This window comes from Actinomadura oligospora ATCC 43269 (assembly GCF_000518265.1).
GTDB lineage: Bacteria > Actinomycetota > Actinomycetes > Streptosporangiales > Streptosporangiaceae > Spirillospora > Spirillospora oligospora.
The window spans coordinates 228,774-254,411 of sequence record NZ_KI912410.1; the positions used below are offsets into that span (position 1 = coordinate 228,774).

The 25,638-nt window shown below is 72.6% G+C and carries 25 protein-coding genes; 12 read left to right on the forward strand and 13 right to left on the reverse strand.

Features of this window, described 5'->3' with window-relative positions:
• Positions 1–2,496, reverse strand: a 2,496-nt coding sequence (locus P696_RS57105) for a hypothetical protein (RefSeq protein ID WP_211245912.1), incomplete at its 3' end; no start/stop codon positions are given.
• A gap of 147 nt (positions 2,497–2,643) precedes the next feature.
• On the opposite strand from P696_RS57105, the gene P696_RS0132760 reads away from it, so the two are divergent.
• Entirely contained in the window at positions 2,644–2,829 is a 186-nt protein-coding gene (locus tag P696_RS0132760; RefSeq protein WP_034488213.1) for a hypothetical protein, read from the forward strand.
• 285 nt (positions 2,830–3,114) lie between these two features.
• Here the strand turns inward: P696_RS0132760 and P696_RS0132770 are convergent, their stop codons facing one another.
• Positions 3,115–4,830 carry an LCP family protein gene (locus P696_RS0132770; RefSeq protein WP_026415643.1) on the reverse strand — a complete coding sequence of 572 codons (1,716 nt, stop codon included), beginning with the start codon at positions 4,828–4,830 and terminating at the stop codon, positions 3,115–3,117.
• A gap of 233 nt (positions 4,831–5,063) precedes the next feature.
• Between P696_RS0132770 and P696_RS0132775 the strand changes: the two genes are divergently transcribed.
• The 3 genes from P696_RS0132775 to P696_RS53210 all read left to right on the forward strand — a co-directional run bounded on the left by P696_RS0132775 (position 5,064) and on the right by P696_RS53210 (position 7,579).
• The gene (locus P696_RS0132775; RefSeq protein WP_034488605.1) at positions 5,064–6,023 is read left to right on the forward strand and encodes a glycosyltransferase family 2 protein; all 960 of its coding nucleotides are present in this window, start codon (positions 5,064–5,066) and stop codon (positions 6,021–6,023) included.
• A 79-nt stretch (positions 6,024–6,102) separates the two neighbouring features.
• On the forward strand, positions 6,103–6,714 hold the full coding sequence (locus P696_RS49620; protein ID WP_034488215.1) for a hypothetical protein: 612 nt from the start codon (positions 6,103–6,105) through the stop codon (positions 6,712–6,714).
• Positions 6,715–6,886: 172 nt separating this feature from the next.
• On the forward strand, positions 6,887–7,579 hold the full coding sequence (locus P696_RS53210) for a hypothetical protein (protein ID WP_026415645.1): 693 nt from the start codon (positions 6,887–6,889) through the stop codon (positions 7,577–7,579).
• Here the strand turns inward: P696_RS53210 and P696_RS0132790 are convergent, their stop codons facing one another.
• Entirely contained in the window at positions 7,580–8,329 is a 750-nt protein-coding gene (locus P696_RS0132790) for a glycerophosphodiester phosphodiesterase (protein WP_026415646.1), read from the reverse strand.
• Positions 8,326–9,021 carry an IspD/TarI family cytidylyltransferase gene (locus tag P696_RS0132795; protein ID WP_026415647.1) on the reverse strand — a complete coding sequence of 232 codons (696 nt, stop codon included), beginning with the start codon at positions 9,019–9,021 and terminating at the stop codon, positions 8,326–8,328. Before P696_RS0132795 ends, P696_RS0132790 begins: the two co-directional genes overlap by 4 nt.
• Before the next feature lie 209 nt (positions 9,022–9,230).
• On the opposite strand from P696_RS0132795, the gene P696_RS58910 reads away from it, so the two are divergent.
• From P696_RS58910 to P696_RS0132825, 6 genes are all read left to right on the forward strand, one after another.
• Positions 9,231–10,784: a CDP-alcohol phosphatidyltransferase family protein gene (locus P696_RS58910; protein ID WP_026415648.1), complete on the forward strand. Its 1,554-nt coding sequence runs from the start codon at positions 9,231–9,233 to the stop codon at positions 10,782–10,784.
• Positions 10,781–11,518, forward strand: a complete 738-nt coding sequence (locus P696_RS58915) for a DUF5941 domain-containing protein (RefSeq protein WP_281175015.1) — start codon at positions 10,781–10,783, stop codon at positions 11,516–11,518. The genes P696_RS58910 and P696_RS58915 overlap by 4 nt, the downstream gene beginning before the upstream one ends.
• Positions 11,515–12,246: a phosphocholine cytidylyltransferase family protein gene (locus tag P696_RS0132810; protein WP_026415649.1), complete on the forward strand. Its 732-nt coding sequence runs from the start codon at positions 11,515–11,517 to the stop codon at positions 12,244–12,246. The genes P696_RS58915 and P696_RS0132810 overlap by 4 nt, the downstream gene beginning before the upstream one ends.
• Positions 12,247–12,442: 196 nt before the next feature.
• Positions 12,443–13,516 (forward strand): iron-containing alcohol dehydrogenase family protein, encoded by a 1,074-nt coding sequence (locus tag P696_RS0132815; RefSeq protein WP_084338574.1) that lies wholly within the window; start codon positions 12,443–12,445, stop codon positions 13,514–13,516.
• A complete protein-coding gene (locus P696_RS0132820; protein WP_084338576.1) occupies positions 13,494–14,411 on the forward strand; it encodes a CDP-alcohol phosphatidyltransferase family protein in 918 nt (305 codons plus the stop codon). Before P696_RS0132815 ends, P696_RS0132820 begins: the two co-directional genes overlap by 23 nt.
• A complete protein-coding gene (locus P696_RS0132825; RefSeq protein WP_026415652.1) occupies positions 14,408–15,289 on the forward strand; it encodes a glycosyltransferase family 2 protein in 882 nt (293 codons plus the stop codon). The genes P696_RS0132820 and P696_RS0132825 overlap by 4 nt, the downstream gene beginning before the upstream one ends.
• A 13-nt stretch (positions 15,290–15,302) precedes the next feature.
• Here the strand turns inward: P696_RS0132825 and P696_RS0132830 are convergent, their stop codons facing one another.
• Positions 15,303–16,280 carry a nucleotidyl cyclase domain-containing protein gene (locus P696_RS0132830; RefSeq protein WP_026415653.1) on the reverse strand — a complete coding sequence of 326 codons (978 nt, stop codon included), beginning with the start codon at positions 16,278–16,280 and terminating at the stop codon, positions 15,303–15,305.
• A gap of 308 nt (positions 16,281–16,588) precedes the next feature.
• Here P696_RS0132830 and P696_RS0132835 point away from each other — a divergent pair, with 308 nt between their 5' ends.
• Entirely contained in the window at positions 16,589–16,864 is a 276-nt protein-coding gene (locus P696_RS0132835; protein WP_026415654.1) for a ribbon-helix-helix domain-containing protein, read from the forward strand.
• Between the two features lie 12 nt (positions 16,865–16,876).
• Here P696_RS0132835 and P696_RS49635 read toward each other — a convergent pair whose 3' ends face one another.
• The 3 genes from P696_RS49635 to P696_RS0132850 form a co-directional block, all read right to left on the reverse strand.
• On the reverse strand, positions 16,877–17,521 hold the full coding sequence (locus tag P696_RS49635; protein ID WP_170026651.1) for a GNAT family N-acetyltransferase: 645 nt from the start codon (positions 17,519–17,521) through the stop codon (positions 16,877–16,879).
• A 343-nt stretch (positions 17,522–17,864) separates the two neighbouring features.
• A complete protein-coding gene (locus P696_RS49640; protein ID WP_157430069.1) occupies positions 17,865–18,266 on the reverse strand; it encodes a DUF6292 family protein in 402 nt (133 codons plus the stop codon).
• Between the two features lie 157 nt (positions 18,267–18,423).
• On the reverse strand, positions 18,424–19,248 hold the full coding sequence (locus P696_RS0132850; RefSeq protein WP_026415655.1) for a GntR family transcriptional regulator: 825 nt from the start codon (positions 19,246–19,248) through the stop codon (positions 18,424–18,426).
• Positions 19,249–19,584: 336 nt separating this feature from the next.
• Here P696_RS0132850 and P696_RS0132855 point away from each other — a divergent pair, with 336 nt between their 5' ends.
• The gene (locus P696_RS0132855) at positions 19,585–19,917 is read left to right on the forward strand and encodes a hypothetical protein (RefSeq protein WP_026415656.1); all 333 of its coding nucleotides are present in this window, start codon (positions 19,585–19,587) and stop codon (positions 19,915–19,917) included.
• 399 nt (positions 19,918–20,316) lie between these two features.
• Here P696_RS0132855 and P696_RS0132865 read toward each other — a convergent pair whose 3' ends face one another.
• The 5 genes from P696_RS0132865 to P696_RS0132885 all read right to left on the reverse strand — a co-directional run bounded on the left by P696_RS0132865 (position 20,317) and on the right by P696_RS0132885 (position 25,604).
• Complete coding sequence (locus tag P696_RS0132865; protein WP_084338580.1) at positions 20,317–22,827, reverse strand: HelD family protein; 2,511 nt, start codon at positions 22,825–22,827, stop codon at positions 20,317–20,319.
• A gap of 86 nt (positions 22,828–22,913) precedes the next feature.
• A complete protein-coding gene (locus P696_RS0132870) occupies positions 22,914–23,678 on the reverse strand; it encodes an SDR family NAD(P)-dependent oxidoreductase (RefSeq protein ID WP_026415658.1) in 765 nt (254 codons plus the stop codon).
• Positions 23,675–24,439 (reverse strand): acetoacetate decarboxylase family protein, encoded by a 765-nt coding sequence (locus tag P696_RS0132875; RefSeq protein ID WP_245627902.1) that lies wholly within the window; start codon positions 24,437–24,439, stop codon positions 23,675–23,677. Before P696_RS0132875 ends, P696_RS0132870 begins: the two co-directional genes overlap by 4 nt.
• A gap of 55 nt (positions 24,440–24,494) precedes the next feature.
• Entirely contained in the window at positions 24,495–24,983 is a 489-nt protein-coding gene (locus P696_RS0132880; protein ID WP_026415660.1) for an SRPBCC family protein, read from the reverse strand.
• Positions 24,984–25,016: 33 nt separating this feature from the next.
• Complete coding sequence (locus tag P696_RS0132885; RefSeq protein WP_026415661.1) at positions 25,017–25,604, reverse strand: HD domain-containing protein; 588 nt, start codon at positions 25,602–25,604, stop codon at positions 25,017–25,019.
• Between the last annotated feature and the right edge of the window lie 34 nt (positions 25,605–25,638).

Sequence of the window (25,638 nt, forward strand, 5' to 3'; positions counted from 1 at the left end):
CGCGTTGGTGAGTGGAATATTCGCGGCGGGGTTGCGGGCTAGCAATGCCGCGACCTGTTCTTCCGCCCCAACCTGCTGCAAGATGTCCAGCAGCTCAGCCACATCAGCTGCATTGGTGAGGGGGAGGCACGCGGCGGCACGGCCGGTGAGCGTCGCGGCCTGCTCCTCTGCCCCCACCTGCCGCAGGCTGTCCACCAGCTCGGCCACGTCGGACGGGAGGGGGAGGGGGCTTTGCATGGCGACCCGCTTGGTGAGCGCAGCGACCTGCGCATTTGCTCCCACTCTTTGCAGGCTGTCCAGCAAATCGGCCACGCCGGACGTGCTGGTGAGGGGAGCGTGTGCTGCGGGGTCGCGGGCCAGCAAGACGGCGATCTGTTCCTCCGCCCCCACCTGTCGCAGCTGGCGCAGCAGGCCAGTCACACGGAACAACTCGTTGATAGGGGTGTGCGCTGCGGCCCGTTCGGCGAGCACAGAGACCAGCTCGCCTGCCCCTGCCTGCCACAGCACGTCCAGTGACAAGGTCACGTTGGACAAGTTGAGGAAAGCGCTGTGCGCGGCGGTGCGCTTGGCCAGCGCAGCGACCTGCTCGCTTGCCCCAGCCTTCCGCAGGCTGACCAAGAGCCTGGCCACGCCGAGCAGGGCGATGGCAGGAACGTGTACGGCGGCGCGCTTGGCCAGCGCAGCGACCTGCTCCTCCGCCCCCACCTCCCGCAGGCCGCTCAGCAGTTCGGCTATGGCGGAGGCGTCGGTGAGGGCGGTGTGTGTGGCGGGGGCGCGGGCCAGTAAGACCATGACCTGCTCCTCCGCCCCCACCTTCCGCAAGATCTTCAGCAAACGGGCCACGCCGACCGGGTCAGTAAGGGAGCTGTGCGTTGCAGCCCAATGAGCGGCGTGACGGTCGGTGGGGTGCACCTGTTGCAGGAGTTTGACCAGCTTGTAAGCGGCGTGCGAGTCGCCGTAGCCGGTGGCATGTTTGTAGAGCTGGGCCGCGTCACGGAGCAGTCCGCGCTCCTCGGCTGCTCTTGCGAGGGTGTCCAGGTCGTCGGGGCAGGCGCGTGCGGCGGCTGCGGTCCAGAAAGCGGGCGGGGGAATCTGATCGGCGCGGTGGTGGCGGCCATGTTGTTCCAGGTAGTCGGCTAGCCGGTACGTCGGCCCGCCTTCACCCATCGCGCCGTCTGCTGCGGTTGAGGGGTGGTTGGCGCGGCGGGCCGAGGGGATACGAGCAGGGCCTATGCGGGTAACCGGTCCGCGAGCCCCCTTGCAGGGCTCACTGGTGTAGGCCAACGCATCCTCCAGCCAGTTCTCTCTGAGCCCGTTCCATTGCAGGTCGGTCAGGTAGGCGGGTGCGGCGGCCTCCAACAGTGCGTGCGGTAAAGCGTTGCGATGTCCCATCCGGCGGGCGTCCATCGCCGCTTCGATGACGGCCCGGGACGCAGCCGGGGCGTCGTTCAGGCGAGCCAGCAGCTTCGGCGCGCCGGCCAGGTACTGGGTGATGTGCCCGCCTTCGGCCTGCCCCACCGCGCTGGCCAGCCGCGCATCGGCCTCGGCTGCCTGAGTCATGGCGTGCAGGTCAGCGCCTTGAAAGGTCTCGGGTACCCGGATGGTCGCGCTGTCCAGAAGCTGGGTCACCTGCGTGCCTGGACGACGGGTCAGTGCCGCGTGATGTTCGGGCCATAGTGTGCCAAGCACCAATACCGGGGCGCGGGTTGGATCGGTCAGAAGGCTGTGCAGCTTGGCCGCGATCTGCTCGGGGAAGTCATCGGGGGCGTCAAGGTATTCCTGGGTCTCGTTCAGCCATACCACCGTGGATGGCCCAACCTGGTCCAGCCCCGCGACCGCCGCCTTTGGCCGAGTCGGGTCGAAGGGATGCCACAGTCGCCACCTACCCGTCTGCCGCAGCGGCTCCAGCGCCTCCCACAGGGCTCGGGTCTTGCCCGCCGACGACCCCGCAACCAGCACCGCCATCCTGCTCTGCCCACAGCGGGCGTGGTCGACCACCGCAGCCAGCCAGTCGTCATGGGCCCGCCGCACATAAGGCGGCAGCGGCGGCACCCCGGCCGTCTCGTCCGAAACGATCGGCCGGTGCACATGTAGGTCGAACGGGTCACGGACCTGATCCAACGGCGTGCCGAGCGGGATGGAGGTCTGGGCTTGCAGCCATAGGTCTCGGGTGCGAGCGGCGGCCTCGTCCGCGTCCTGGCGGGCTAGGCGCGCCAGGACGCGGGCGACTGCCACGGTGTCGGGCTGCGATGGCGGAACCGCCGCCGCGGCGATGATGCGGTGGATGGTGTCACGGCCCGGCCAGCCAGCCACCTCCGCCGTCCCGTCGTGCTCGCACCCGCGATGGATCGTGTCCAGCGACGGGGCCCCAGCTTGCTGATAGAGCCAGTACACCCAGTCCTTCAGCTCACGCAATGGACCGGGCGGCAGCGCTGGCTGCTTGATTCGCCGCTGAGAGCTGCGCTTGCCGTCTGCCCCGTGGTCGTCGCCGCTCATCGCACCATCATCGCGCCGCGTCGCGCTCGCCTCCTTTGAAATGGGGCGTTTGCCAACAACGGTCACGGACTCATCGCACCCCAGCATCGCCCTCCCAGACGGCTAAAGGCTGATCCAAGACCGACATCAACCTTGGGAAGGGTTCGCGTGCTCACCACCGTTCAGATCATGGGATTGTTGCTGGCCGCCTCGGTTGCGATCCACATCGCCACCACCATCGCTTTGCTCGCCCGCTGGGCCGGAGTCGGGGCCGCCAGCGCCGCCCTCACGGGTGCGGGAGCCGCTGCCACCAGCCTTGGCCTGTATCTCGCCGCGATCGCCGCCTACCACTGACTACTGCGGCTCGCGCGCCTTCCCCGATCTGTTCCGGCCCTGTTCCGTGAGGCATCCGGAGACGTTGAGAGACAACGAGGGGTGACGAGGGCTTGCATAGCAGACCAGGTGGCGGAGCGAGAGAGTTGATCAAGGCTGTGGGGAGCACGTCCGAGAACACGCAGATCTACGAGGGCACCAACCAGATCCAGCGCATGGTCATGGCCCGCCAGCTCCTCAAGTAGGCCCCGGAACCACAGAACGCGCCTCGATTCCGGTGGGAGTCGGGGCGCGTCTGTCGTCCGGCTACTTGCAGAGTTTGTCGCTGGCGGTCTTGGCCTCGACGGGAGCGTCGGATCCGGAGCCGGACGGCGAGCCCGTCGCGGACGGCCCGGACGACGGCGTGACGTGGACCTTCTTCGCGCCGTTCCAGTCGTCGCCGACCAGGACCTGCACGCGCGAGCCGAGCCCGCTGACCTGCTTCAGCTTCGCCCCCGGGATCGCGGCGGCGAGCGTCTTGGCGGAGTCGGCCTTGCCCGGCCCGTACTGGATCAGGGTGGTGGACCGGCCGCGCTCGGCGATGCCCGGGACGACCGTGACCTGGAAACCGACCTCGCGCAGGTCGCCACCGGCGCGCGCGGCGAGCCGGGGCGTGCCGACCGCGTTCAGGACGCGGACGTCGATGTCCTTCGGGGCGATGGTCGGCGCGTCCGGATCGGCGGTCGGGGACGCGGGCTGCGTCGCGGGCGGCTTCGGCGCGGGCTCGGACAGCGGCTTGTCGTGCCGGATCCGGGAGAAGAGGTCGCCCGCGGCCGACTTGTCCCACTGGACGGTCGACTGCGGCTGCGCCGAGTTCCACAGGACGGTGTTGAAGCCCGGGTTCGACAGCGGGACCTTCGCGAACGTGACCCCGTCGGTGGACACGCCCTTCATCTGGTCGGCGAGCTTCGGCAGGTCGTCGGCCAGCTTCTTGTCGACGCGCAGCGAGTGCAGGGCCGCGCTCAGGAACTTCGTCGACTTCACCGGGTCGCTCAGCGTCTTGCTGCTGAGGGCCTGCTTCATCAGGGACGAGATGAACGCCTGCTGCCGGTCGATGCGGCCGAGGTCGGTGCCGTCCCCGAGGGTGTAGCGGGCCCGCGAGTACGCGAGCGCCTTCAGGCCGTCCACATGGGACTTCCCGGCGGGGAGCTCGAGCCCGGACTTCGGGTCGCTGATGGCCTGCTCGGTGCAGACGTCCACGCCGCCGAGCGAGTCGACCATGTTCACGAAGCCGTAGAAGTTGACCTCGACGTAGTGGTCGATCGGGACATTGGTGGCCTCCTTGATCGTCGCCACCGTGAGGTCGGGGCCGCCGAACTGGTAGGCCCAGGTCAGCTTGCCGTACCGGGCCGGGATCTCCGCGCCCTTGGCGCCCTCGGACCCGTTCGACCTGTGCGAGGGGATCAGCACGTAGGAGTCGCGCGGCAGGCTGACCACGCTGATCTTGTCGTGGTTCCGGTTCACGTGGACGAGCATCATCGTGTCCGACCGCTCGCCGGGCTCGTGCCCGAGCCTGGCCTTGCGCTGCTGCTCCCGGGTCAGGCCCTCGCGCCGGTCGACGCCCGCCACCAGGATGGTCATCGCGCCCTTCGGCGCGTCCTTGGCGCCGCCGAGCCCGCCGACCGCCACCTTGTCGATCGTGCCGGTCACGTAGTTCTGGAACGCCCAGGCGCCACCGGCCGTGAGCAGCACGAACGCCGACATCGTCCCGGTGATCGCCAGGAATCGCCGCTGCCGCCGCGCGCTCATCACCGCGCGCGGGCCGAGCCCGGGATCGCCGCCCCGGTCCGGACGGCGCGGGCCGCGCGGCGTGTCCACGGTGACCCGCGGCGCGGGCACCCCGTCCACGGTGACCCCGTCGATCTCGCCGTCCTCGGCGGCAGGGGATCCGCCGGGGACCCCGCCCGGCCGTGGCCGGAAGTACCGCTCCAGCGGGTCGTCGCCCCCCCGGGAACCACGGTTCGAGTCGTGCCCGTCCGTCATGCTGGCCGCCGCCTCCTGAACACCCCGTGCCGACGCGAGTCCGCACCACTCTAAAGTGGACGGCGGCGATTCGTTCGCTTCCTGGACCTCGTGTCCGTGCAGTAACGTGGCGCCGACTTGACCCGCCTTGAACCCAGGATCAGATGAACCCGCCTTCGCATACCCAGAGCGACCTGCAGGACGTCCGTTCCGCTGAGCACGCCGAGCGCACCTGGCCCGCGGTGTCGGTGGTCATGCCGGTGCTGAACGAGGAACGCCACCTCGACGACGCGGTCCGGCACACGCTGACCCAGGACTACCCCGGTGAGCTGGAGCTGGTGCTCGCGATCGGGCCGTCCCGCGACCGGACCGAGGAGATCGCGCGCGAGCTCGCCGCCTCCGACCAGCGGATCCGGGTGGTGTCGAATCCCACCGGACGGACGCCGCAGGGGCTGAACATCGCGATCCGCGCGTCCCAGTACTCGATCATCGTCCGGGTGGACGGCCACTCGCTGCTGCCGCCGGACTACGTCCGGGCCGCCGTCGAGACGATGGAGCAGACCGGGGCCGACAACGTCGGCGGGATCATGGCCGCCGAGGGCGTCACGCCGTTCGAGCAGGCCGTGGCGCGGGCCATGACCTCCAAGCTGGGGGTCGGGAACGCGCGGTTCCACACCGGCGGCGAGCCGGGCGAGGTCGAGACCGTGTACCTCGGGACGTTCCGGCGCAGCGCGCTGGAGCGGGTGGGGTTCTACGACGAGACGTTCGTCCGCGCGCAGGACTGGGAGATGAACCACCGGATCCGGCAGACCGGCGGGAAGATCTTCTTCACCCCGCGGATGAAGGTCACCTACCGGCCGCGGCCGAACCTGCGGGCGCTGGCCAAGCAGTACTACCACACGGGCCGCTGGCGCCGGGTGGTCGGCCGCGAGCACCAGGGCACGCTGAACCTGCGCTACCTCGCGCCGCCGCTGGCGGTCGTGGCGATGGTCGTGGGCGTGGTGGCCGGGGCGTTCGGGTTCTGGCCGGGCTGGATCCTGCCCGGCGGGTACGCGCTGGCGATGATCGCCGGGGCGGCCCTGGAGGGCCGCGGGATGCCGTTCGCCGCCTGGCTCCGCCTGCCGCTGGTGTTCGCGACCATGCACATCTCGTGGGGCGTGGGCTTCCTCACCAGTCCGCCCGGACTGGGACAGGCCAAACCGAACAAATCCTGACAATTACCTCCAAGAGGACGTGATCTTGGACCTCCGGGGCTAGGTTGACCGACCAAGCTTCGCTCCCCCGGAGGTGTTCATGTCCAACGGAGCCCGTCACGGCCTCGGTGTACTGGCGGGGATCCTCGCGATCCCCGCGCTCGGCGCACTCCTGATCTTCGGCGCCCACCGGATCAACTCGCAGCAGAACACGATCGCCAGGACCTACAAGGACGGATCGGTCACCGACGGGCTGATCGTCCTGGGCGTGCTGGCGGCCATCGGCCTGGTGGTCGCGCTGCTGTGCGGATCCCGGCTCTCGCCCCTCGCCTCCCTCATCGCGGGCGCGCCGCTGCTCGGCTACGGCGCGTTCTGGGCGGTCCGCCCGATGCAGGCGCTCCTCAAGCTGGACGACCTTCCCGGAAGCAAGTCCCAGACCGCCCTCGACTTCGCGGTCGTCGCGCGCAGCGGGCTGCTGCTCGTGCTCGGCGCGGTGCTGGTGTTCGCGTCCTTCCCGCCCTCGCGCTGGCGCTCCCGCGCGGCCGACGACTCGCTCCCGTTCACCGGCGACGCCGGGGAGCGTCCGGCCGTCGCGTCGTGGACCCCGCCCGGCGACGCGCCCGTCGCCCCCCGCCAGGACGCCCCGCCGCTGTTCGAGCGTCCGGACCCGGGTCCGTCCGACGCCGGACGGCACGCCGCGGGCGCCTCGTAATCCGAGGTCAGGCGTCGGCCCGCCCCGGGACGGACGTGTTCTCGGCGGCGGGCCGCGCCAACGTTCCGGCCTGACCTGACATTTCCGACCAACGTCATGGAACGGGGCGCCGCCGAGTCGCGTCCGAACGGTCGGCCCCGCCGCACGGGGCCCGCTCATCCGGAGGTGGCTCATGAGCAACGGTGCCCGGCACGGTCTCGGCGTCCTCGTGGGGCTCGTCGCGTCCGCGGTGCTCCTCGGCTGGTTCGCCCTGGTGGCGAACCGGTACGCCGACTGGCAGCGCACGGTCCTGATCCAGTACATGAGGCACGGGACCGGGAGGGGACTGGTCCTCATCCTGGTGGTGGCGCTGCTGGCGGTGCTGCTGGGCGTCCTGTGCCTCCCGCGCCTGTCGCCGATGGCGTCGCTGATCCCCGGTGTGGTGCTGGTCGTGGTGAACGTCGCCTGGCTGATCGCGCCGAGGTTCGTCATGGACAACGTCGTGACGCACGTCAGGGAGCGGTGGATGATGAACTACATCAGCATGCTCTCCACCGGGATGATGCTGCTCGCGGGCCTGGTGCTGATCGTGCTGTCGGTGCCGCCGTCCCGGTGGCGCGGCCCGATCGCGGGCGGGCCGGGCTCGGGCGTGGCGTTCTCGGGCGTCTCGGGGCCGGGGATGCCCGGCCCGGTGCTGCACGGCCAGGCCGGTCCGGGGATGACAGGGCCCGCGATGCCGGGCCCCTCCGGAATGCCCGGGCCCTCCGGGATGCCCGGACCGGGAGCGGCGGGCCCTGGGGCCTCGCCGGGGCCGTTCGGGCAGCCGCCCGCGTACCCGCCCGCGCCGCCGCAGACCCCGCCGGGCACCCCGCCGCCGCCCGCCTAGCTAGCGGACGGCCGCCAGGACGCCCGGGACGTCGTTGACGACCATGGCGTCCACCCCGGCCGCCGCGTAGGACGGGGCGTTCTCGGCGGTCGGGCACCACGCCATGAACGTCAGGCCCGCCTTGTGCGCCATGTCGACGACCTGGTCGAGAGGGCGCAGGCGGGTGTCGGGGTGGTCGAAGCCGCAGGACGCGGTGTGCACGGCGACGGCCTGGAAGCCGAGCCCGGCGGCGGCCGGGACGCCGTGCCACAGCGGGAACCGCAGCCACGTCAGCAGGCCCAGCGGGACGTCCGGGACCTCGTCCTTCAGGAACGTCAGCAGGGACGGGTCGAACGAGGTCACCAGCAGCGGACGCCGCCGGGCCTCGCGGCGCAGGATCGGCGCGAGCAGCGCCCCGGTGCGCCGGGACGGGGCGTCCACGGCGTCCTCGAGGACGGTCTTGACGTCCACGTCGACCGCGACCCCGGGCGGCAGGCCGTCGAAGATCTCCTCCAGCCGGGGCAGCCCGGTCTCCTCGGCGGTCCGCCCGACGATGAACGCGCCGTCCGGGGTCGTCGGGTCGTGCCGCAGGACGAGCGCGTCGTCGGCGGTCCGGGTGACGTCGATCTCCACCCAGGACGCGCCCGCGCGGACGGCCGCGAGCATCGACTCCAGGGTGTTCTCCGCGACCGGGACGCCGTCCGGGCCGGGGAGCGTGCCCGCCCCCAGGCCGCGGTGGCCGATGACGGCGGGGGGACTGTCGAAGATCATGAATCCTCCGCGGCGAGGTGCTCGGCGATGACGATGTCGAGCGGGTGGGTGACCTTGAGGTTGCGCTCGTCGCCGAGGACGACGGTGATCGGCACGTCCGGCAGGTACCGGTGCACGATCCCGCAGTCGTCGGTGGCGCGCAGCGCGGGGTCGGCGAGCGCGAGCTCGTAGGCCGCGCGGGCGGTGCCGAGCCGGAACCCCTGCGGCGTCTGGAACCGCACGAGCGACTCGCGCGGCGGCATCGCGGCGACCATCCCGCCGCTGACCTCGACGATCGTGTCGGACGACGGGACCCCGACCGCGACCGCGTCGTAGCCTTCCAGCCCGGCGAGCACGCGGTCGATGACGGCCCGGCCGACGAACGGGCGGGCCGCGTCGTGGATCAGCACGCGGGTGTCGTCCGGACGGCCCGCCAGGGCCCGCAGCGCGGCGGCGGACGAGGCGGTCCGGCTGTCGCCGCCCTCGATCACCCCGGTGACCTTGCGGAACGGAGCGACCATCGCGGCGGCGTCGCGCAGGTGCCCGGCGGCCATCACGACCAGCATCTCGTCCACGCCGGGATGCCCGTCGAACGCGGCCACCGACAGGGAGAGGATCGGCCGCCCGCCGATCTCGATGAGCTGCTTGGGGCGGCCCGCGCCCATCCGCTGCCCGATGCCGCCCGCGAGCACCACCGCGACCGTCGTCGCCATCGACTTCCCTTCATCACCGGATCACTCGTCACCGGAACGCTCGTCCCCGGATCACCCGCGGCGACACCCGTCGCCACACCGCCGCCGCGCCCGGGTGCGCGGCTCGACCCGTTCCGGATCTTTTCTACCGGACACGCCGCTGCGACGCGGACGGTCGCGCTGTCACTACGCTCGGTCACGACAGTGTTCCGACCCGGCCGGAGGCGCCGATGACCCTCGCCGTGATCATCGCGACCGGGCGGGCCCCCGGCCCGGACCCGATCCCGGCGGCGGCGGTGCCCGTCCCACCACCGGGCGCGTCCGGGACCGCGTCGGTGACCGTGCTCGGCAGGCTGCTCGGCCAGCTCGACCGGCTCGGCGTGGCCGAGCGCCGCCTGATCACCCGCCCCGACCTCGCGCCGCCGCTCCGCAAGGACGGCCACGACCCGGTCGAGTGCGAGGACACCGCCGCCGACCTGCGGGAGATCGCCCGGCTCGCGCGCGGCGCGCGCGCCTCGGTGGTCCTGCTGCCCGGCGACCTGGTGATCAGCGACGAGCAGCTCGCCCGCCTCGTCCTGGACGCCGCGGACCGGCCCGTCACCGCCGTGACCGTCCGCTGGGCCGGTGGCCGGGCCCGTCCCGTCCGGGTGGACGCCGCCGGACGCGTCGCCTCGGCGGGCTCGGCGTTCCACCGGGTGTCCGCGCCCACGGCCGGCTTCCCCGGCCCCCTCCGCGTCGGCGAGCAGCGCACCGTCCAGGCCGCCGACGTCGCCGAGAGCCTTGCCGAACTCCTCGAACTCCCCGGGGCCCTCCCGCCTCCCATAGCGCTCTCCTCGTCCCCGGACGAGGAGTACGACGCCCTCGAGCTGATGTTGGTCGGCCTCGTGCGCGCGGGAATGCCGGTCACCGCGCAGGCGACCGTCCCGGAGCTGGTGTGCCGCCGTGTGGCCACGCCGGAGGAGGCCTGCGCGGCCGTGGAGACGGCGGAGAGGGCCGACGAGCGGCGGGTCCGGCTCCGGGCCGCGGTCAAGCGCGACGACGGCTGGTTCGCGACCTACGCGGTCAGCTCGTGGTCGCCGCTCCTGGTGAGGCTGGCCGCGTGGTTCGGCCTCACGCCGAACAAGGTGACCCTCGCCTCGGCCGGGCTCGCGGCCCTCGCCGCGTTCTGGTTCGCGGGCGGCACCCGCGGCGGCATGATCACCGGCGCGGTCCTGTTCTACCTGGCGTTCGTCCTGGACTGCGTGGACGGCCAGCTCGCCCGCTACACCCGCCGGTACAGCCGCCTCGGGGCCTGGTTGGACTCCGTGCTCGACCGCGCCAAGGAGTACGTGGTCTACGCGGGCCTGGCGGTCGGGGCGTCCGCGGCGGCCTGGGACGGCGGCCCGCACGTCGCGAACGTGTGGATCCTCACCGTCGCCGCGCTGGTCCTGCAGACCGTCCGACACATGATCGACTTCTCGTTCGGCGACCGGCCCCGGCGGCCCGCGCCGGACACCCCGGCCACACCCCTGACCGTCGCGGACGACCCGGGCGGCACCGGCGGAACCTCCCGCCCGGCGCCCGCCGGGACGGCCGAACGGCTGTCCCGGGCCACCGCGGGCGTCCCGGTGGCGCACTGGGCGAAGAAGATCATCGTGCTGCCGATCGGGGAGCGGTTCGCGGTGATCTCGCTGACCGCCGCCCTCGGCGACGCGCGCCTCACCTTCGCCGTCCTGCTCGTCTGGGGCTGGATCGCGGCCTGCTACACCCTGACCGGACGAGCGATGAGGGCCCTGCACGGATGACCGCGACCGACCCGCCCGCCGAGGCGCCCAAGACCACCACGAGCAACCCCGGCACGCCGCCCCAAGCCGCCGCGGCCCGCCCCGGCGCGACCACCCGGCTCGGCGGGCCGTTCGCGCCGGGGACGCCGCTCACCGGGACGGTCCGGCTGCGCGCCTACCGGGACGACGGCCCGATCTGCGCGGCCCTCGGGACGCTTCCGCGCGGCCACCTGCCGCCGCTGCCGGGCGCTCTGGTCGCGCTCGCGGTGTCGGCGGTGCTGCTCGGGACGGGTCTGGGGGAGCAGCACTCCCTCGCGCTGTTCGCCCCGGTGGCCGTCCTGATGCTGACCGGACTGGCCTCCGCCCACGGACATACCGGACGTCTCGACTGGCTCGTCCCGCCTATCATCCGCGCCATCGAGTATGGTTACCTGGCCGTACTGGGGTTCGCTCAGAGCGTGCCCGCGCCGCTGGTCTTCCTGCTGCTCGGCGTGCTGGCGTTCCACCACTACGACACCGTGTACCGCACCCGCCAGGGACTCTGGCCGGCGGATTGGCTGTTCCCGGCCGGGCTCGGCTGGGAGGGGCGGATGCTCGTGGTCGCCCTCTTCGGGCTCTCCGGGTTTCTTCCGTTCGCGTACGCCGCGCTCGCCGCCTACCTTGGCGTGTTGTTCGCGTGCGAGAGCGTCCTCAGCTGGACGCACCCCGCGCGCGGCGGCGGAGTGATGGACGACCTGGAGGAAGAGGGAACATGATCGGGATGGTGCTGGCTGCGGGAGCGGGCCGAAGGCTGCGCCCCTACACCGACACGCTGCCGAAGGCCCTGGTGCCCGTGGACGGCGAGACCACCATCCTGGACATCGCCCTGTCCAACCTGGCGGAGGTCGGGCTGACCGACGTCGTGATCGTCGTCGGCTACCGCGCGTCCGCGGTCGAGGACCGCAAGGACGAGCTGGAGAAGAAGTACGGCGTCTCCCTCACCCTCGTCCACAACGACAAGGCCGAGGAGTGGAACAACGCCTACTCGCTGTGGCTGGCCCGTGAGCACTTCGCCAAGGGCGTCCTCCTCGTCAACGGCGACACCGTCCACCCGGTGAGCGTGGAGAAGACGCTACTGGCCAACCGCGGCCCGCAGATCCTCCTGGCCGTGGACAACGTGAAAACTCTCGCGGACGAGGAGATGAAGGTCATCCTCGACGGCGAGGGGAACCTGCAGCGCATCACCAAGCTGATGGACCCGGCGACCGCGAACGGCGAGTACATCGGGGCCACCCTGATCGAGCCCGCCGCCGCCGAGGCGCTGGCCGACTCGCTCCAGGCCACCTTCGAGCGCGACCCCGACCTCTACTACGAGGACGGCTACCAGGAGCTCGTGAACCGCGGCGGCGAGATCGGCGTCGCCCCGATCGGCGAGGTCGCCTGGGTCGAGGTCGACAACCACGACGACCTGGCCAAGGCCCGCGAGATCGCCAAGACCTACTAGCCGTCCCGTCGCCGCCGCACGACCCGCGTCCGGGGTGCGGCGGCGACGCCGTCTCGCGCGGCCCGCCGCGACCGGGCGGCACACCCGCACCGGGCGTCGCCCGCTCCGGCGGGTGGAGGCGCACCGCACCGAGGTCCGCACCCGGACACCGCCCCGACCCGGGCTCTTCGACCCCCCGCCCGAGGAAGAAGGCTTCATGCCACTGCTGACGCGGATGCTGAACGCGCCGCTGTCCATCGACGTCCGGCGCGGCGCGGTCGCGAGCCTGGGCGACCTGCTCGCCGACGGGCGGATCGCCACCGAGGGCCGCGTCGCGATCGCGGTCGGCCCCGGGCAGGGCGTCAAGATCGCCGAGCACGTCCGCACGTCCCTGTCGGCCTGCGAGGTCTTCCAGGTGGACGGCGGGACGGTCGACGCGGCGGTCGAGCTCGGCGGGAAGCTGCGCTCCGGGCAGTACGAGGCGGTCGTCGGGATCGGCGGCGGCAAGACCATCGACGCGACCAAGTACGCCGCGACGCTGTCGGGCATCCCGATGGTGTCGGTCGCGACGAACCTGTCCCACGACGGCATCTGCTCGCCGGTGGCGTCCCTGGAGCACGACAGCGGCAAGGGCTCGTTCGGCGTCGTCATGCCGCTGGCGATGATCGTCGACCTGGACTACGTCCGGGCCGCGCCGGACCGGCTCGTCCGGGCCGGGATCGGCGACGTGGTCTCGAACTTCTCCGCCGTGGACGACTGGCTGCTGGCCGCCGACGCCGTCGGCGAGCGCGTCGACCGGATGGCGCTCACCGTCGCCCGCACCGCCGCCGAGGCGCTGCTGCACCAGCCCAGGTCGGTCGAGTCGGACGAGTTCCTGACCGTCCTCGCCGAGGGCCTGGTGCTGTCGGGGATGGCGATGTCCTTCGCGGGCGACTCGCGGCCCGCGTCCGGCGGCGACCACGAGATCATGCACGCCATCGACCGGCTGTTCCCCGGCACCGCCAACCACGGGGAACTCGCCGGGCTCGGCGCCGCGTTCTGCTACCACCTGCGCGCGACCCACCTCGGGACGGGCGAGGAGCGGCTGGAGCAGATCCTGAACAGCCTGGGACGGCACGGCCTGCCGCGCGTCCCGGGCGATGTCGGGCTGTCGGCGGAGCAGTTCGCCGCGGCCGTGAAGTTCGCGCCGGAGACCCGTCCCGGCCGCTATACGATCTTGGAACACCTCGACCTCGACGCCGCCGCGACCCGCGCGGCGGTGGACGACTATGTCCGGGCCTACGGAGGCTGACGTGACCGTTCCGACCGAGGGGGGACGCCCCCCCACACCCCCCGGTCCGACCGAGCCGGAGGCCGCGTTCGCGCCGCCTCTGGACGACCGCCCGTCGCGGAAGACGGCGAAGGTCCGGGACGTCCGGCGCTACGGGCAGCCGCCCGGCCTGAAGGACCGGCGCAACGAGGAGCACTGGGCCGGCCGCTACTACATGCGGTCGCTGTCGCCCTACGTCTCCTGGATGGCGCTGCGCCTCGGGTTCAGCCCGAACCAGCTCACCTACATGATGATGGCGTGCGGCGTCCTCGCCGGGGCGGTCGTGTCGCTCCCGGCGACCGGGACGGCCGCGATCTGGCCCGCGCTGGGCGGCGCCGTCCTCATCCAGGTCTACCTGCTGCTCGACTGCATCGACGGCGAGGTCGCCCGGTACCTGCGGCGCACCTCGGTCGCGGGCGTCTTCCTCGACCGGATCGGGCACTACCTGTCGGAGGTCGCGCTGCTGACCGGGCTCGGCTTCGCCGCGCAGGGCGGCTGGAGCAACGGCGGCTACGTCGAGCTGGGCCTGCTGGCCGCGCTCGGCGCGGCGCTGATCAAGGCCGAGACCGACAACGTGGTGGTCGCGCGGGCCAAGTCCGGCATGCAGGCCGACCCGTCCGGCGGCGACCGGGCGCTGCGGCCCCGCTCCACCAAGATCGCGCTGGCCCGGCAGGCCGCGTCCATGCTCGGCTTCCACCGGATCATCGGCGCCGTCGAGCTGTCCCTGTTCATCCTGGGCGCGGCCGTGCTGGACGTCGTGCTCAAGACCGACACCCCGGCCGCGATGCGCGTCCTCTGCGTCGCCGTCGCCGCGGTCGCCGTCGTGCAGACCCTGCTGCACCTGATCAGCATCCTGGCCTCGCGGAGGCTCAAGTGAAACTCAGCGTCGTCGTCCTGACGATGGGCAACCGCCCGGTCGAACTCGCCCGCGCCGTGCAGAGCGCGCTCGACCAGGAGCACGTGGACGTCGAGGTCGTCCTCGTCGGCAACGGCGTCGACCCGGTCGGCGAGCGGGCGGGCGAGGCGCCGTTCAACGACCCCCGGGTGAAGACGCTCAGCCTGCCCCGCAACCTGGGCATCCCCGGCGGACGCAACCGCGGCGTCGAGGCGTCCACCGGCGAACTGGTCCTCTTCCTGGACGACGACGGCTGGTACCGCTCGCCCCGGCTCGGCGTCCACCTGCGCGACCGGTTCTCCGCCGACCCGTCCCTCGGGATCGTCTCGTTCCGTGTCCGCGACCCCGAGGGCGGACGCGGCGAGCGCCGCCACGTGCCCCGGCTCCGCGCCGGTGACCCGGAACGGTCGTCCGCGGTCACCACGTTCCTCGGCGGCGCCTGCGCCGTCCGCCGCGCCGCGTTCGACGCGGGCGGCGGCCTGCCCGAGGACTTCTTCTACGCGCACGAGGAGACCGACCTCGCCTGGCAGGTCCTCAACGCGGGCTACCACATCGTGTACGACGCGTCCGCGGTGATGTTCCACCCGGCCGTCCTGCCGACGCGGCACGAGATGTTCTACCAGTACAACGCCCGGAACCGGGTCTGGCTGGCGCGGCGCAACCTGCCCTGGCTGCTGGCCCTGACCTACCTGGGCGTCTGGGTCGGCATGACGGTCCTGCGCGAGCGCAAGCCGAGCGCGCTGAAGCCCTGGTTCAAGGGCTTCGCGGAGGGGTGGCGCAAGCCCGCGGGGCCGCGCCGTCCGATCTCCTGGAAGACCGCCTGGCGGATGACCCGCACGGGCCGTCCGCCGATCATCTAGCCCGCCGTCTCAGCTAGCCCGCCGTCCGCCCGGCCGCCCGGATCAGCCTCCGGGCCCGGTGCAGCCGGACGGGCGGCAGCGCGGCGCGCCGGTCGCCGCCCTCGTCTTCGAGGCCGCGGTCGACGCCGCCGCCGTAGACGGCCGTCCAGCCGACGAGCCGGTGCTCCTTGACGTGGACGTCGATCCGCTCGAACGCGTCCGTCGCGGGGAGCGCCTCGTGCACGCGCGCGGAGAGGATCAGCCCGAGCAGCCCGCCGGGCTCGGTGAGCCTGTCCTTGAGCAGCGGGGCGTCCAGGAGCCGTGAGGCGGCGATGACCGAGTCGCCGAAGGCCCCGCGCTCGTCCACGGCGGCGCGTCCCGCGTCGATCGACACCCGGAGCCGCAGGTCGAGGCCGGGCCCGGCGGCCCGGTCGTGCTGGCGCAGCTCGTCCAGCATCGCCGGGACGGCCCCCGCGACCAGCCGTTCGACCGGCACGCCGTCCGGCAGGAGCAGCAGCGCGCCGTCGCCCCGGTCCTCGCGGTACCAGACGGACGGGCCCGCGCCGACGCCGTCCAGCGCGTCCTGCACGAGCGTGTAGGTCACGTCCCGGAGCGTCCGGCGGTCGCGTTCGGTGCGCCGCGCCGCGCCGAACCCGGCGATGTCGACGAACATGATCGAGCACTCCCTGGCCCCCCGCCAGAGCCCGCCCGCCGTGACGGTCTCGTCCGCGCGGAAGCGCCGCCCGTCCTCCGGGGCGAGCGGCGGCACCACGTTCGCCGGGGGAGCGAGCAGCGCGCTCGCCGTGGTCCGCCCCTTCACCAGGAACATGGCCCGGCCCTTGTCCGGGGGGTTCCAGAGCCGGTTGTTCCCGGCCGGGGCCGGGCGCTCCTCCCGTCCCCGGCCGTCCTGGCCGCGCAGCAGCCGGAGCATGGCCAGCTGCGTCGCCGCCGTGAGCGACAGGGCCACGGCGACCAGCAGGGTGGCCATGACCAGCACGATCGTCTCGGGCATCGGACGCCCCCGATCTCGCGACGTGCCCGCCCGGTGCGGGCCACTCTCACGAGAGTAGACTGCGATGTGAGTGATGTACATACGTTACGCGCACATCGCATGCATGGCGTGGAAGTAAGAAGAGTAGAACCGCGACAAACCGGGTAAGCCCCTCCTCACCCGCGTTGACCGGCGTACGCCCGAGGCGCATACTGGCCGCACACGGCGGCAGCCACCGGGATCGCCCCGGGCGTGGCGGCCGGCCGCGCGGACGGTGCCGACGGGCCGCGAGCGGGGCGAGGAGTCGTCCCGGTGGAGGAGACCCGCTGATGAACAAGTCCGAAGCCCCTTCGGCGGACCAGAGCCGCGACCAGGTCCCCCAAGCCGAGGGCCCCGGCGCGCGCGAACGGGTCACCGTCAACCTCACCGCCAAGGGCGCCGCCGCCCTCACCGAGCTCATGCGCCTCACCGGCGACACCAAGACCGACGTGATCAACCGCGCCCTCGGCGTCTACGCCTACCTGGAGAACGTCATCCAGCAGGACGGCAAGGTCTACGTCCGCGAACAGGACCAGTCCGACCTCGAACGCGTCCGCTTCCTCTGACCCCCGGCGACCTCAGCTCGCCTCAGCCCGCTGAACGGCCCCGTTCCGAGCCCCCCGCGACGTCCCCTTCGCCCGGTACCCGTTCCGCTTCCGCCCGGGCACGCTCTCGACCGCGAAGGGCGGCCGTTCGGGATCGAGGAGGATGGCGCCGGTGTCCTTCTGGAACAGCGCCCCGGCGGGGTAGTCCGCGATCGCCGTCGACTGGCGGAGGAACACGAACCCCTGGTCGCGGTAGTACTCGTGCAGACTCCAGTTGTCGGCCCAGACGTCGATCCTGATCCACTGGCAGCCCTGCTCGCGGCGTGCCGTCGCGCCGATCCAGTCCAGCAGGGCCGCGCCGAGGCCCTGTCCGGCGCACCGCCGCCGGACGACGAGGCGGTGCAGGTAGATCGCGGGTTCCTGGTGCTCCCACGCCGTCCAGAGGTGCTCGTCCGGGACCGGGGTGGCCGACACCGTCGCCACCGGTTCGGGGCCGTCCCACAGGAGCCATGTCTCACCCCCCGCCAGGGCGGCGCGGACGCGGGCGTCGCGTTCCGCCTCGCTCGGGTAAGGATCGTTCCACTGTCTGATCCCCCGTCCGCGCAACCATCCGGCGGCGTCCTCGATGAGCCTGAGGACGGTGGGCTGGTCGCCGGTGGAGGCCGGACGGAGTCGCAAGCCAGATCCCACGTTCAGTCCCGTTCGCGCGGTGTCCCGGGGCCCGGTGACGAACCGCCGGAGCGGCGCCGGGCCGTCCAATCTGCCCTTACGGACAAAAATCACCGTAACTCACGCGATGAGGACGGACGAGGTGTCGGGGACGCGAGATTCCCCGTGCGCGGTCCGCGGGCCGGACATCAGGCCGGATCACGGGCTGGATCGCGGAGCGGATCGCGCACGCGTTTCTTCCCTCGTCCGCCGTGCCGCCCCCGGACGGTCCGTCCGGCGGCACGGCGGCGCTCGGTGTTCTCCCGGACCGGTCGCTCGTTTAGTCATTCCCGGTCCGGGGATGCCGCTGTGCTCAGGAGAACCTGGCGCGCACCTCGGCGTCGAGGCTCTCCGGGTCGTCCTCGTGCGCGCGGAACCTGCGGTACGGCTCCGACGTGCCCGCCGCCATGCGCTCGGCCACCTCGGCGGGCTCGATCAGCACGCCGCCGCCGAGGTAGCGCGCGTCCTCGAGCTGCGTCCGGACGCCCGGCTCGCCCTTGACGAAGCCGCCCACGCGCCAGCCGGACTCCTCGTCCCAGACCAGCGCGCGGCTGCCCAGGACGATGGTGGCGTCCCGGGGCCCGCACGGGTCGAGCCACGCCTCCGTCGGCTCCACGCCGGCCGCCTCCAGCGCGCGGACGGACTCGGTCAGATACGGCCGGAAGACGTCGAGCTTGGCGTCCTCGTGCGGCTTCACCACGACATTCTCTGCCACGGTTCTCTCCATCTCTGGTTCAGGCGGGCCCTGACGGCCTGCCCATAGCTGCGAAGGGAGTGGGTCGTCGTTCTCGGTGGTCTCGATGATCGGTCAAACGGTCAAATGGTTGGCGATCAAGGTCTTCCGGCCGTCAATTCGCCGCCCCTGCGGCGCTTCACTTTGATTTCCGCGAAGATCCGCCTCCAGAAATGTCACTATCGTCAAGCGGAAGCTCGGACTCGATCACGAACACGTTGCGGTCGGTGGGATAGACCGTGAGGGTGTAGCGGCACGGATTTCCCTCGGTGTCGGTCACCACGCGGCGGTGCACGAAGACCGGAACGGTCCCTTCGGCGGGCATGTCGAAGAAGCGGATCTCGACCTCGTTCGGGGTGCGCACCCAGATCTGGTCGCGGTATCGCGCCTGCCGGATTCCGAGGGTCTCCTCCAGGTAGGCGACCGTCCCCTCCGGCATGTCCTCGGGGCGCTGCAGGCGCGTGGCGCCGCGGTCGACCAGGTCGATCGGGTAGAAGGACGTCTGGAGCGACCAGGGCACGTCCCCGCCGTCGTCGGTGATGAAGCGCTGCTGGTGCCGCACCACCAGCATGTCCCCGATCTCGATCTCCAGCTCGCGCGCCTGCGGCTCGTCCGCCTGCTTGATCTCCACCGTCGGCACGGAGGTCTTGGCCTGGCGACGCTGCTTGGCGACCTCGTCGACCCAGGCCCTGCCCTCGCCACCGCTGAAGCCGGTGTCCTCGGACGGGGTGAGCGTGATCGAGAACTTCACCGGCGGCTCGACCACGAAGGTGCCGAGGCCCGGCCTGGACTCGACCAGCCGCTGGTTCTTCAGTCGCTGCACGGCGTCCCGGACGGTGTTGCGGGCGGCGCCGTACTCCCTGGCGAGTTCCTGCTCGGTCGGGAGCTGCTCACCGGGCCCGAGCTCCCCATCGTGGATCTTCCGCTGCAGGTCTGCGGCGATCTCCTCATAGCGGGCGGCCATGGCGCCTCCAGAGCTTCTCGGCGTGAGACATCCCAACAATCCGGACGGGTCCTGATGGGTGGATGAGCCTCATAGCTGGGTTCATCCCCGAAAACCCCATGATCGCATGTTTGCACCCTGCTATCCGTGGAAATGGGTTAGTTCAAGTGGTTGGGATGACCTGAACGAGTTACCTCGGTGGGTTGAGAGTACCCGCTCAGGCCGCTCAATACAGCAGGACAGCGCGGATATTCCGAGAAGTTCGGAACACCTGGCGATCGCGAATCCCCTCTCCCTGGGGCGGATGGCGATCAACGCAATGAAAGGGACGAAAAGGACAAAGAGGAGGTCATCGCGATGATCGGTATCGTGATCGTCTATCTGCTGGTGGTGTTGGCCATGACCGGGCTGCTGGCCAGCGTCGTCTTCCTTCTGCGGTTCGCCGTCATGAGCCGCCGGGCCCAGTTCTGGCGGCCGGAGGTGGACGGCTCCGGACCGGCGAGCTACAGCACGCCGTTCGTCTGGGCGCGCCGCTCGGCCGACGCCCCCACCCCGGACGCGCCGCCGCACGGGCGTGTCCCGGAGGCGCGCATCCCGGATGGGCACGTCCCCGAGGGGCGGGTTCTGGACGGGTGCGCCGTGGAGGAAGCGGCCACCGACCCGGCCCTGGTCGGGTCCACCATCGGCTGACCAGGCGGGACGCACAGAAAGAGGCCACCCTGTGAGGCCCGATGTGAACCACACCGACCTCAGCTCGCAGAAACCCTCCGGACGAGCTGACCCAGTGATCGTCAAGGAGCCCGGTTCGCAGGGCTCACCCCACGGCGGGCCCGACGCGCCGCGCCTCCTGGAGAACGCCCGCCGGGCGGACGACCAGGAGCGCTGAGCGGCGACCCCGCCCTCGAACGGCGCCGACGTCGTCGCCGAATCCACTCCGACGACCCGGCCGGCGAGTGAGCCCCCCGCCCTCGTCGAGCTGCCGTGACGGCCGGACGGCCCACCTCCTCACCGTCCTGGCCTGAGCGGCCCCCCTTTTCGTGGTCCGGACCGGAAACGGCCCGGACGGACGTGTTTTTGGGGGAATTGTGGTCAGTGGCCCAGGAGTAGGTCGTGCCAGTTCTGGTCGGCGGTGAGGACCGTGAGGCGCTGGGTGGCACGGGAGACGGCCACGTACAGGACGCGCAGGCCGCGCGGGGACTGGGACGCGACGGTCTCCGGGGCGACGATGGCGGCGGCGTCGAACTCCAGGCCCTTGGCCTCCAGGACGTCCAGGACCTGGACGCGTTCGGGCAGGCCCTCGGCGAGGCGGTCGCGGTCGGCGGCGGACCAGGCGCCCGCGGTCGGCATCGGAACGATCAGGCCGATCGTGCCGTCCACCTGGGAGAGGAGTTCCTCGGCGGCCTCGCGGGCGGCGGTGAGGTGGTCCTCGGCGGGGACGATCCGGATGACCGGGTCCAGGCCCGACTCGCGGACGGCGCGGGCCGGGCGGGCCTCGGGGAGGGCCTTCGCGAGGACGCGGGCCGACACGGCGGCGATCTCGATGGAGTTGCGGTAGTTCGTGGTGAGTTCGTACTCGTGCCGGACGGTCCGGGCCGAGCGGGGGGCGGGACGGCCACGGCCGCGTCCGCGGCGGTTGCGGGACGGCTGCTCGCCGCCGAGCGCGGCGTCCATGGCGGCGCGGGCGGCGGGGAGGTCCTCCCAGGCGCTCTGGGCCGGGTCCTCGACGATCGTCCAGCTGGCCTGGCGGCCCCGGCGGCCGAGCATGCGCCACTGCATGGGGGAGAGGTCCTGCGCCTCGTCGACGACGATGTGCGCGTACTCGGGGCGTTCCTCGACGACGCCGTCGTCCACGCGGCGGGCGCGTTCCATGCGCTCGATCGAGGTGGTCAGCTCGTCCATGCCGGGCTCCCAGTCCTCGTCGGCGACGGCCTCGCCGGTCAGGACGTTCACGCCGTCCACGACGAAGGGGTCGCCGTCGGCGGCGGCGCGGCGGCGCGGCTGGCGGGGCGGGGAGCCGAGCATGGCGTCGATCTCGTCCAGGAGCGCGACGTCCTGGTAGGTGAGGACGCCGGAGCCCCAGGAAACGGCGAGCCCGTCCAGGGCGGAGCGGTCCAGGTCGCGGCCGGCGGCGCGGCGCAGCCTGGACGGGTCGGACAGCGCGGACAGCACGTCCAGCGGGGTGCGGATGGGCCACCAGGCCTGGAGGAAGTCGGTGAACGCGCGCTGCTCGCGGATCCGGGCGGCGAACTCCTCGCGGCTGCCCAGGCGCGGGGCGGGACGGCCGCCGGTGTCCAGTTCGCCGAGGCCGTCGGCGGCGAGGATCGAGTTCCAGAGGGCCAGCTCGCCCTGGCCGGAGTCCTCCTCGACGGCCTGGGGGCCGCCGAGGTGGCCGAACGCGTCCCACAGGGCGTCCAGGAGGACGTCGGCGGCGCGTCCGCGGGCGGTGTTGACCGAGCCGCGGGCGCGGCGGTGCACCTCGGCGCGGGCCTTGTCGAGGCGGCCGCGGTCCAGGCGGATCACGACGCCGCGGTAGACGACCCGCAGTTCGTCCGGCGAGCCGGGGGCGTGGTCGGCCACGGCGCGGCGCAGGACGTGGATCATCGCCTCCGCGCCCTTGAGCCGGGCCAGGTCGGGGGTGTCGTGCGCGGTCGCGGTCGCGCCCGGGACGAGGTCGCCCAGCGAGCGCAGCGTCGCCGAGCCCTCGCCGAGGGACGGCAGGACGCGCTCGATGTAGGACGTGAAACGCGCGTTCGGCCCGACGACCAGGACGCCGCGCGACCCGAACCGGCGGCGGTGCCTGAAGAGCAGGTATGCGACGCGGTGCAGGGCGACGGCCGTCTTGCCCGTGCCGGGGGCCCCGCGCACGAGGACGGTGCCGTCGGCGGGGGCGCGGATGACCTCGTCCTGCTCGCGCTGGATGGTGGCGACGATGTCGCGCATCGTGCCTTCGCGCGTGCGCGCGAGGGACGCCAGGAACGCGCCGTCGCCGACCACGGACAGGCCGTCGGAGGCGTCCGGGTCGAGCAGGTCGTCCTCGATGTCGACGACCTTGTGCCCGCGCGAGTGCAGGACGCGGCGGCGGATCACGCCGCGAGGATCCTCGGGGGTCGCGCGGTAGAAGTCCTCGGCGGCGGGGGCGCGCCAGTCGATGACCAGGGAGTCGTGCTCGCGCGTGCGGACGCCGATGCGGCCCACGTAGCGGACCTCGCGGCCGTCCACGATCCGCCCGGACGGCTGCGCGTCGGCCTGCCCGGACGGCTGCGCCTCGTCGGCGTACTCGCGCGGGGTCAGGTCGAGGCGGCCGAACACCAGGCCGTCGTCGGCGATGTCGAGCGCGTGCGCGCGCTGCGCGGCCTGGTGGACCATCGCGTCCCGGTCGACCAGGGAGCCCTTGGTGCCGGCGAGGGACTGCCGGAAGCCCTCGCGGAGCATGGCCCGGGCGTCCTCGCGCATCTCGCCCAGCCGGACGTACGCCTCGTCCACGAAACGCTGCTCGGCGGCGATCTCGCGGTCCTTCAGCGGGGTCGTCCCCGCCGCCCCGGCATCGGCGGCCTCGCCCGTCGCACTGCCGGGCGGACGGTCGGTGACCTCGGACGACATGGCTGCGGCTCCTCGCGGCTTCGGGCGGCGTCCCGGGACGGCCCCCGGGAATGCGAAAGAGACAGCTTACGCGGTCCAAGGTCCACTCAGCGTGACAGCGTGACCCGTCCCACAAGGCGCGCGGTGGGCCCGGGGAGCCAGCGCCGCGCTCGGGCCACCGCCCTGGTCAGCGGGTCCGGGAGGACGTACAGGTCGTGCGCGGGACGGGCGGCCAGCGAGCGGTCCACGGCGTCCAGGACGAGGCCGGGCGGAACGCCGCGCATACGGCCGGTAGCGGCCGGATCGGCGGACGCCGCGGCCCGGAAGCCCGGGGTGTCCACCTGGCGCGGGCAGACGCAGCGGATCACGACGCCGCTGCCCGCGTGCTCGGCCGCGACCGCCTCCGCGTAGGCGTTCACCGCGGCCTTCGCCGCCGCGTACGCCGAGGTCTTCGGGACGGGCAGCAGCGCCGCGAGCGACGAGAAGAGGACCAGTTCGCCGCGGCCCCGCTCCAGCATCCCCGGCAGCGTCGCCCGGACGACGTGGACGGTGCCGAGGAAGTCCGTCCGCAGCACGTGCTCGACGTCCGGGAGGGGCTGCTCCAGCGCCGGGACCATCGGCCCGACGGCCGCCGCGTGCACGACCCGGTGCACCGCCCCGACCTCGCTGACCAGGGCGTTCACGGCCTCGGCGTCGGCGACGTCGCAGACGCGGACGTGCGTGTTGGGCGAGCGGCGGGCGGTCGCGGCGAGGCCGTCCGCGTCCAGGTCGGCGGCGGCGACGTCCCAGCCGGCGGCGGCGAGGCGGCGGGCGGCGAGGGCTCCGAGCCCGCTCGCGGCACCGGTGACCAGGGCCGTCCGGACGGCCGTCATGGCCGTGCCTCCACCGCTTCCTGGAAGGTCATTCGCAGCCGGTCCACGGTGGCGGCGGACAGCGCGCGGGCATGGTCGAGGCCGAGCGCGCGCAACTCGTGCGCCACGGGGTGGTCGCCGAGCCTGAGGTACGTGCCGCCGCCCAGGCGCATCCGGACGCCGCTGGGGGAGACGGTCCAGGGCGTCCGGCGGGTGACGCCGTTCATGGACGTGTAGGCGTCCACGCTGGGAACGCCCCTACCGGACGGGACCGGGAAGCCGGGCCGGACGTGCATCTCTATGGCGGTCCTCCCGTCCACGCGCACGAGGCAGCGCTTGGTGCGGGCGGCGAGGTCCATGTGGATGTCGGCCATCTCTTTGGGGAAGCCCCAGATCGCCCGTCCCGCCTCCAGGGTGAACGCCTGGTTCACCGGCAGCCAGTGGATGAACGCGCCGATCCGGGGCGTCCCTTTGACCAGGAACGCGACTGCGAACTCGTGGTACGGGCCGAGATCGCCGTCCGCGTACCGGACGAACGCGAGCGAGCAGATCGCCCGTCCCGCCAGGGGACGTGCGACCTCCAGCCCGGAGTAGGCGATCACGGCCTGCGCGGCGGCGGCCGGGATGGGGAACATCGCGGACGCGACGGCGGCGTCCCGGATCTCGACCGGAAGCGTGACGCGGTCGCCCTGGATCAGGTGGGCCGCCGGGGCGGGCGCGACTTCGGGGATGGCATCGGGCGCGGCGTCGGGCGCTGCGTCGGACGCGGCGTCGGGGGGCACGCCACAAGTAGAACAGGTTCCTGTTTTGGGCTCAAGGGGTCGGCCGCCGGGCCGCTCAGCCCTCCAGGGCGGCGCGGACGCGGTCCAGCGTCGCGCGCATGCCGCGCCGGTTCAGCTCGGCGCGGTCCTCGGCGGCGACGCCGGTGAAGACCCGTCCGAGCAGGGACGCGATCCCGGCCGTGCGCGAGTCGCGGCGCAGGTCGTGCCAGTACTCGGCCAGGCGGGACGACTCTCCGTCGCCGATGCCCTCGACCCGGTAGCCCCACAGCGCGACCGGCATGCCGAACGTCGTCACCCGGAACGCGAACGCCCGGCCCGGGATCGCGGCCGTGACCTCGCAGGTCGTGAACCAGACGCGCCAGCCGAGCCGGTTGAACCCGACGAACCGGGTGCCCTCGGCGATCTCGCCGCCGTCCCGGATCCACACCCGGAACAGCTCCGGGCTCCACTCGGGCATCCGGCGCAGATCCGACACCGCCGCGTACACCTCGTCCGGGGACGCCGCGACCGGCACCGACTCCTCGACCGTCCACTCCCGTTCCATGCAGGCCATTACAGCAGGGGGCGGAGGGGCTCCTCAGAGCAGGTGGGCGTAGGCCCGGCGCCACTCCTCGAACCACTCGGCGAACCATGGCGACCGTGCGGCCAGCGGCAGGATGTAGGTGATTGTCTCGGCGTAGTAGCGGCGCTGGAAGTCCGGCGGCATGTTCTCCAGCGTCTGCACGTTGCTGGCCCGGTCGGCCAGCTTCACGAGGATCGCCTTGTCCGGCGCGTCCCCGAGTCTGCGCAGGTAGGCGGCCTTCGCGGCGCGTTTCTCCTTGCGTCCGAGACCGCCCGCGGGCGGCTTGGTCACCCAGTCGACCAGCTCGGCGACCTCGTCCCCGAACTCGGCCTCGACCTCGGCGACGGTGGCGGGGGTGTCCTCCACGACGTCGTGCAGCAGGACGGCCGCGAGGGTGGCAGGATCGGAGACGCCCGCCCCCCGCACGAGGACCTCGAGCGCCTCCAGCAGGTGCTCGGCGTAGGGTGCCCCGGTGGGCCGGGTCTGGTCGCCGTGCCAGCGGAGCGCGGCCTCCGCGGCGCGCGTGAGGACGGGCAGCGCCGGGTGGCCTGCCAGGTCCGCCCGGGCGGCGTCCCAGGTCCGCCAGCTGGTGAAGGTCCGCACGTCGGGTTCCTTTTCCGCCGGGCGCGGTGACGCC

Coding starts and splice junctions, on each gene's coding strand:
- P696_RS0132770 (WP_026415643.1), bottom strand. CDS start 4,830: ATGACGGACGGGCACGACTCGAACCGTGGTTCCCGGGGGGGCGACGAC.
- P696_RS0132775 (WP_034488605.1), top strand. CDS start 5,064: ATGCCGGTGCTGAACGAGGAACGCCACCTCGACGACGCGGTCCGGCAC.
- P696_RS49620 (WP_034488215.1), top strand. CDS start 6,103: ATGTCCAACGGAGCCCGTCACGGCCTCGGTGTACTGGCGGGGATCCTC.
- P696_RS53210 (WP_026415645.1), top strand. CDS start 6,887: ATGAGCAACGGTGCCCGGCACGGTCTCGGCGTCCTCGTGGGGCTCGTC.
- P696_RS0132790 (WP_026415646.1), bottom strand. CDS start 8,329: ATGATCTTCGACAGTCCCCCCGCCGTCATCGGCCACCGCGGCCTGGGG.
- P696_RS0132795 (WP_026415647.1), bottom strand. CDS start 9,021: ATGGCGACGACGGTCGCGGTGGTGCTCGCGGGCGGCATCGGGCAGCGG.
- P696_RS58910 (WP_026415648.1), top strand. CDS start 9,231: ATGACCCTCGCCGTGATCATCGCGACCGGGCGGGCCCCCGGCCCGGAC.
- P696_RS58915 (WP_281175015.1), top strand. CDS start 10,781: ATGACCGCGACCGACCCGCCCGCCGAGGCGCCCAAGACCACCACGAGC.
- P696_RS0132810 (WP_026415649.1), top strand. CDS start 11,515: ATGATCGGGATGGTGCTGGCTGCGGGAGCGGGCCGAAGGCTGCGCCCC.
- P696_RS0132815 (WP_084338574.1), top strand. CDS start 12,443: ATGCCACTGCTGACGCGGATGCTGAACGCGCCGCTGTCCATCGACGTC.
- P696_RS0132820 (WP_084338576.1), top strand. CDS start 13,494: ATGTCCGGGCCTACGGAGGCTGACGTGACCGTTCCGACCGAGGGGGGA.
- P696_RS0132830 (WP_026415653.1), bottom strand. CDS start 16,280: ATGCCCGAGACGATCGTGCTGGTCATGGCCACCCTGCTGGTCGCCGTG.
- P696_RS0132835 (WP_026415654.1), top strand. CDS start 16,589: ATGAACAAGTCCGAAGCCCCTTCGGCGGACCAGAGCCGCGACCAGGTC.
- P696_RS0132850 (WP_026415655.1), bottom strand. CDS start 19,248: ATGGCCGCCCGCTATGAGGAGATCGCCGCAGACCTGCAGCGGAAGATC.
- P696_RS0132855 (WP_026415656.1), top strand. CDS start 19,585: ATGATCGGTATCGTGATCGTCTATCTGCTGGTGGTGTTGGCCATGACC.
- P696_RS0132865 (WP_084338580.1), bottom strand. CDS start 22,827: ATGTCGTCCGAGGTCACCGACCGTCCGCCCGGCAGTGCGACGGGCGAG.
- P696_RS0132870 (WP_026415658.1), bottom strand. CDS start 23,678: ATGACGGCCGTCCGGACGGCCCTGGTCACCGGTGCCGCGAGCGGGCTC.
- P696_RS0132880 (WP_026415660.1), bottom strand. CDS start 24,983: ATGGAACGGGAGTGGACGGTCGAGGAGTCGGTGCCGGTCGCGGCGTCC.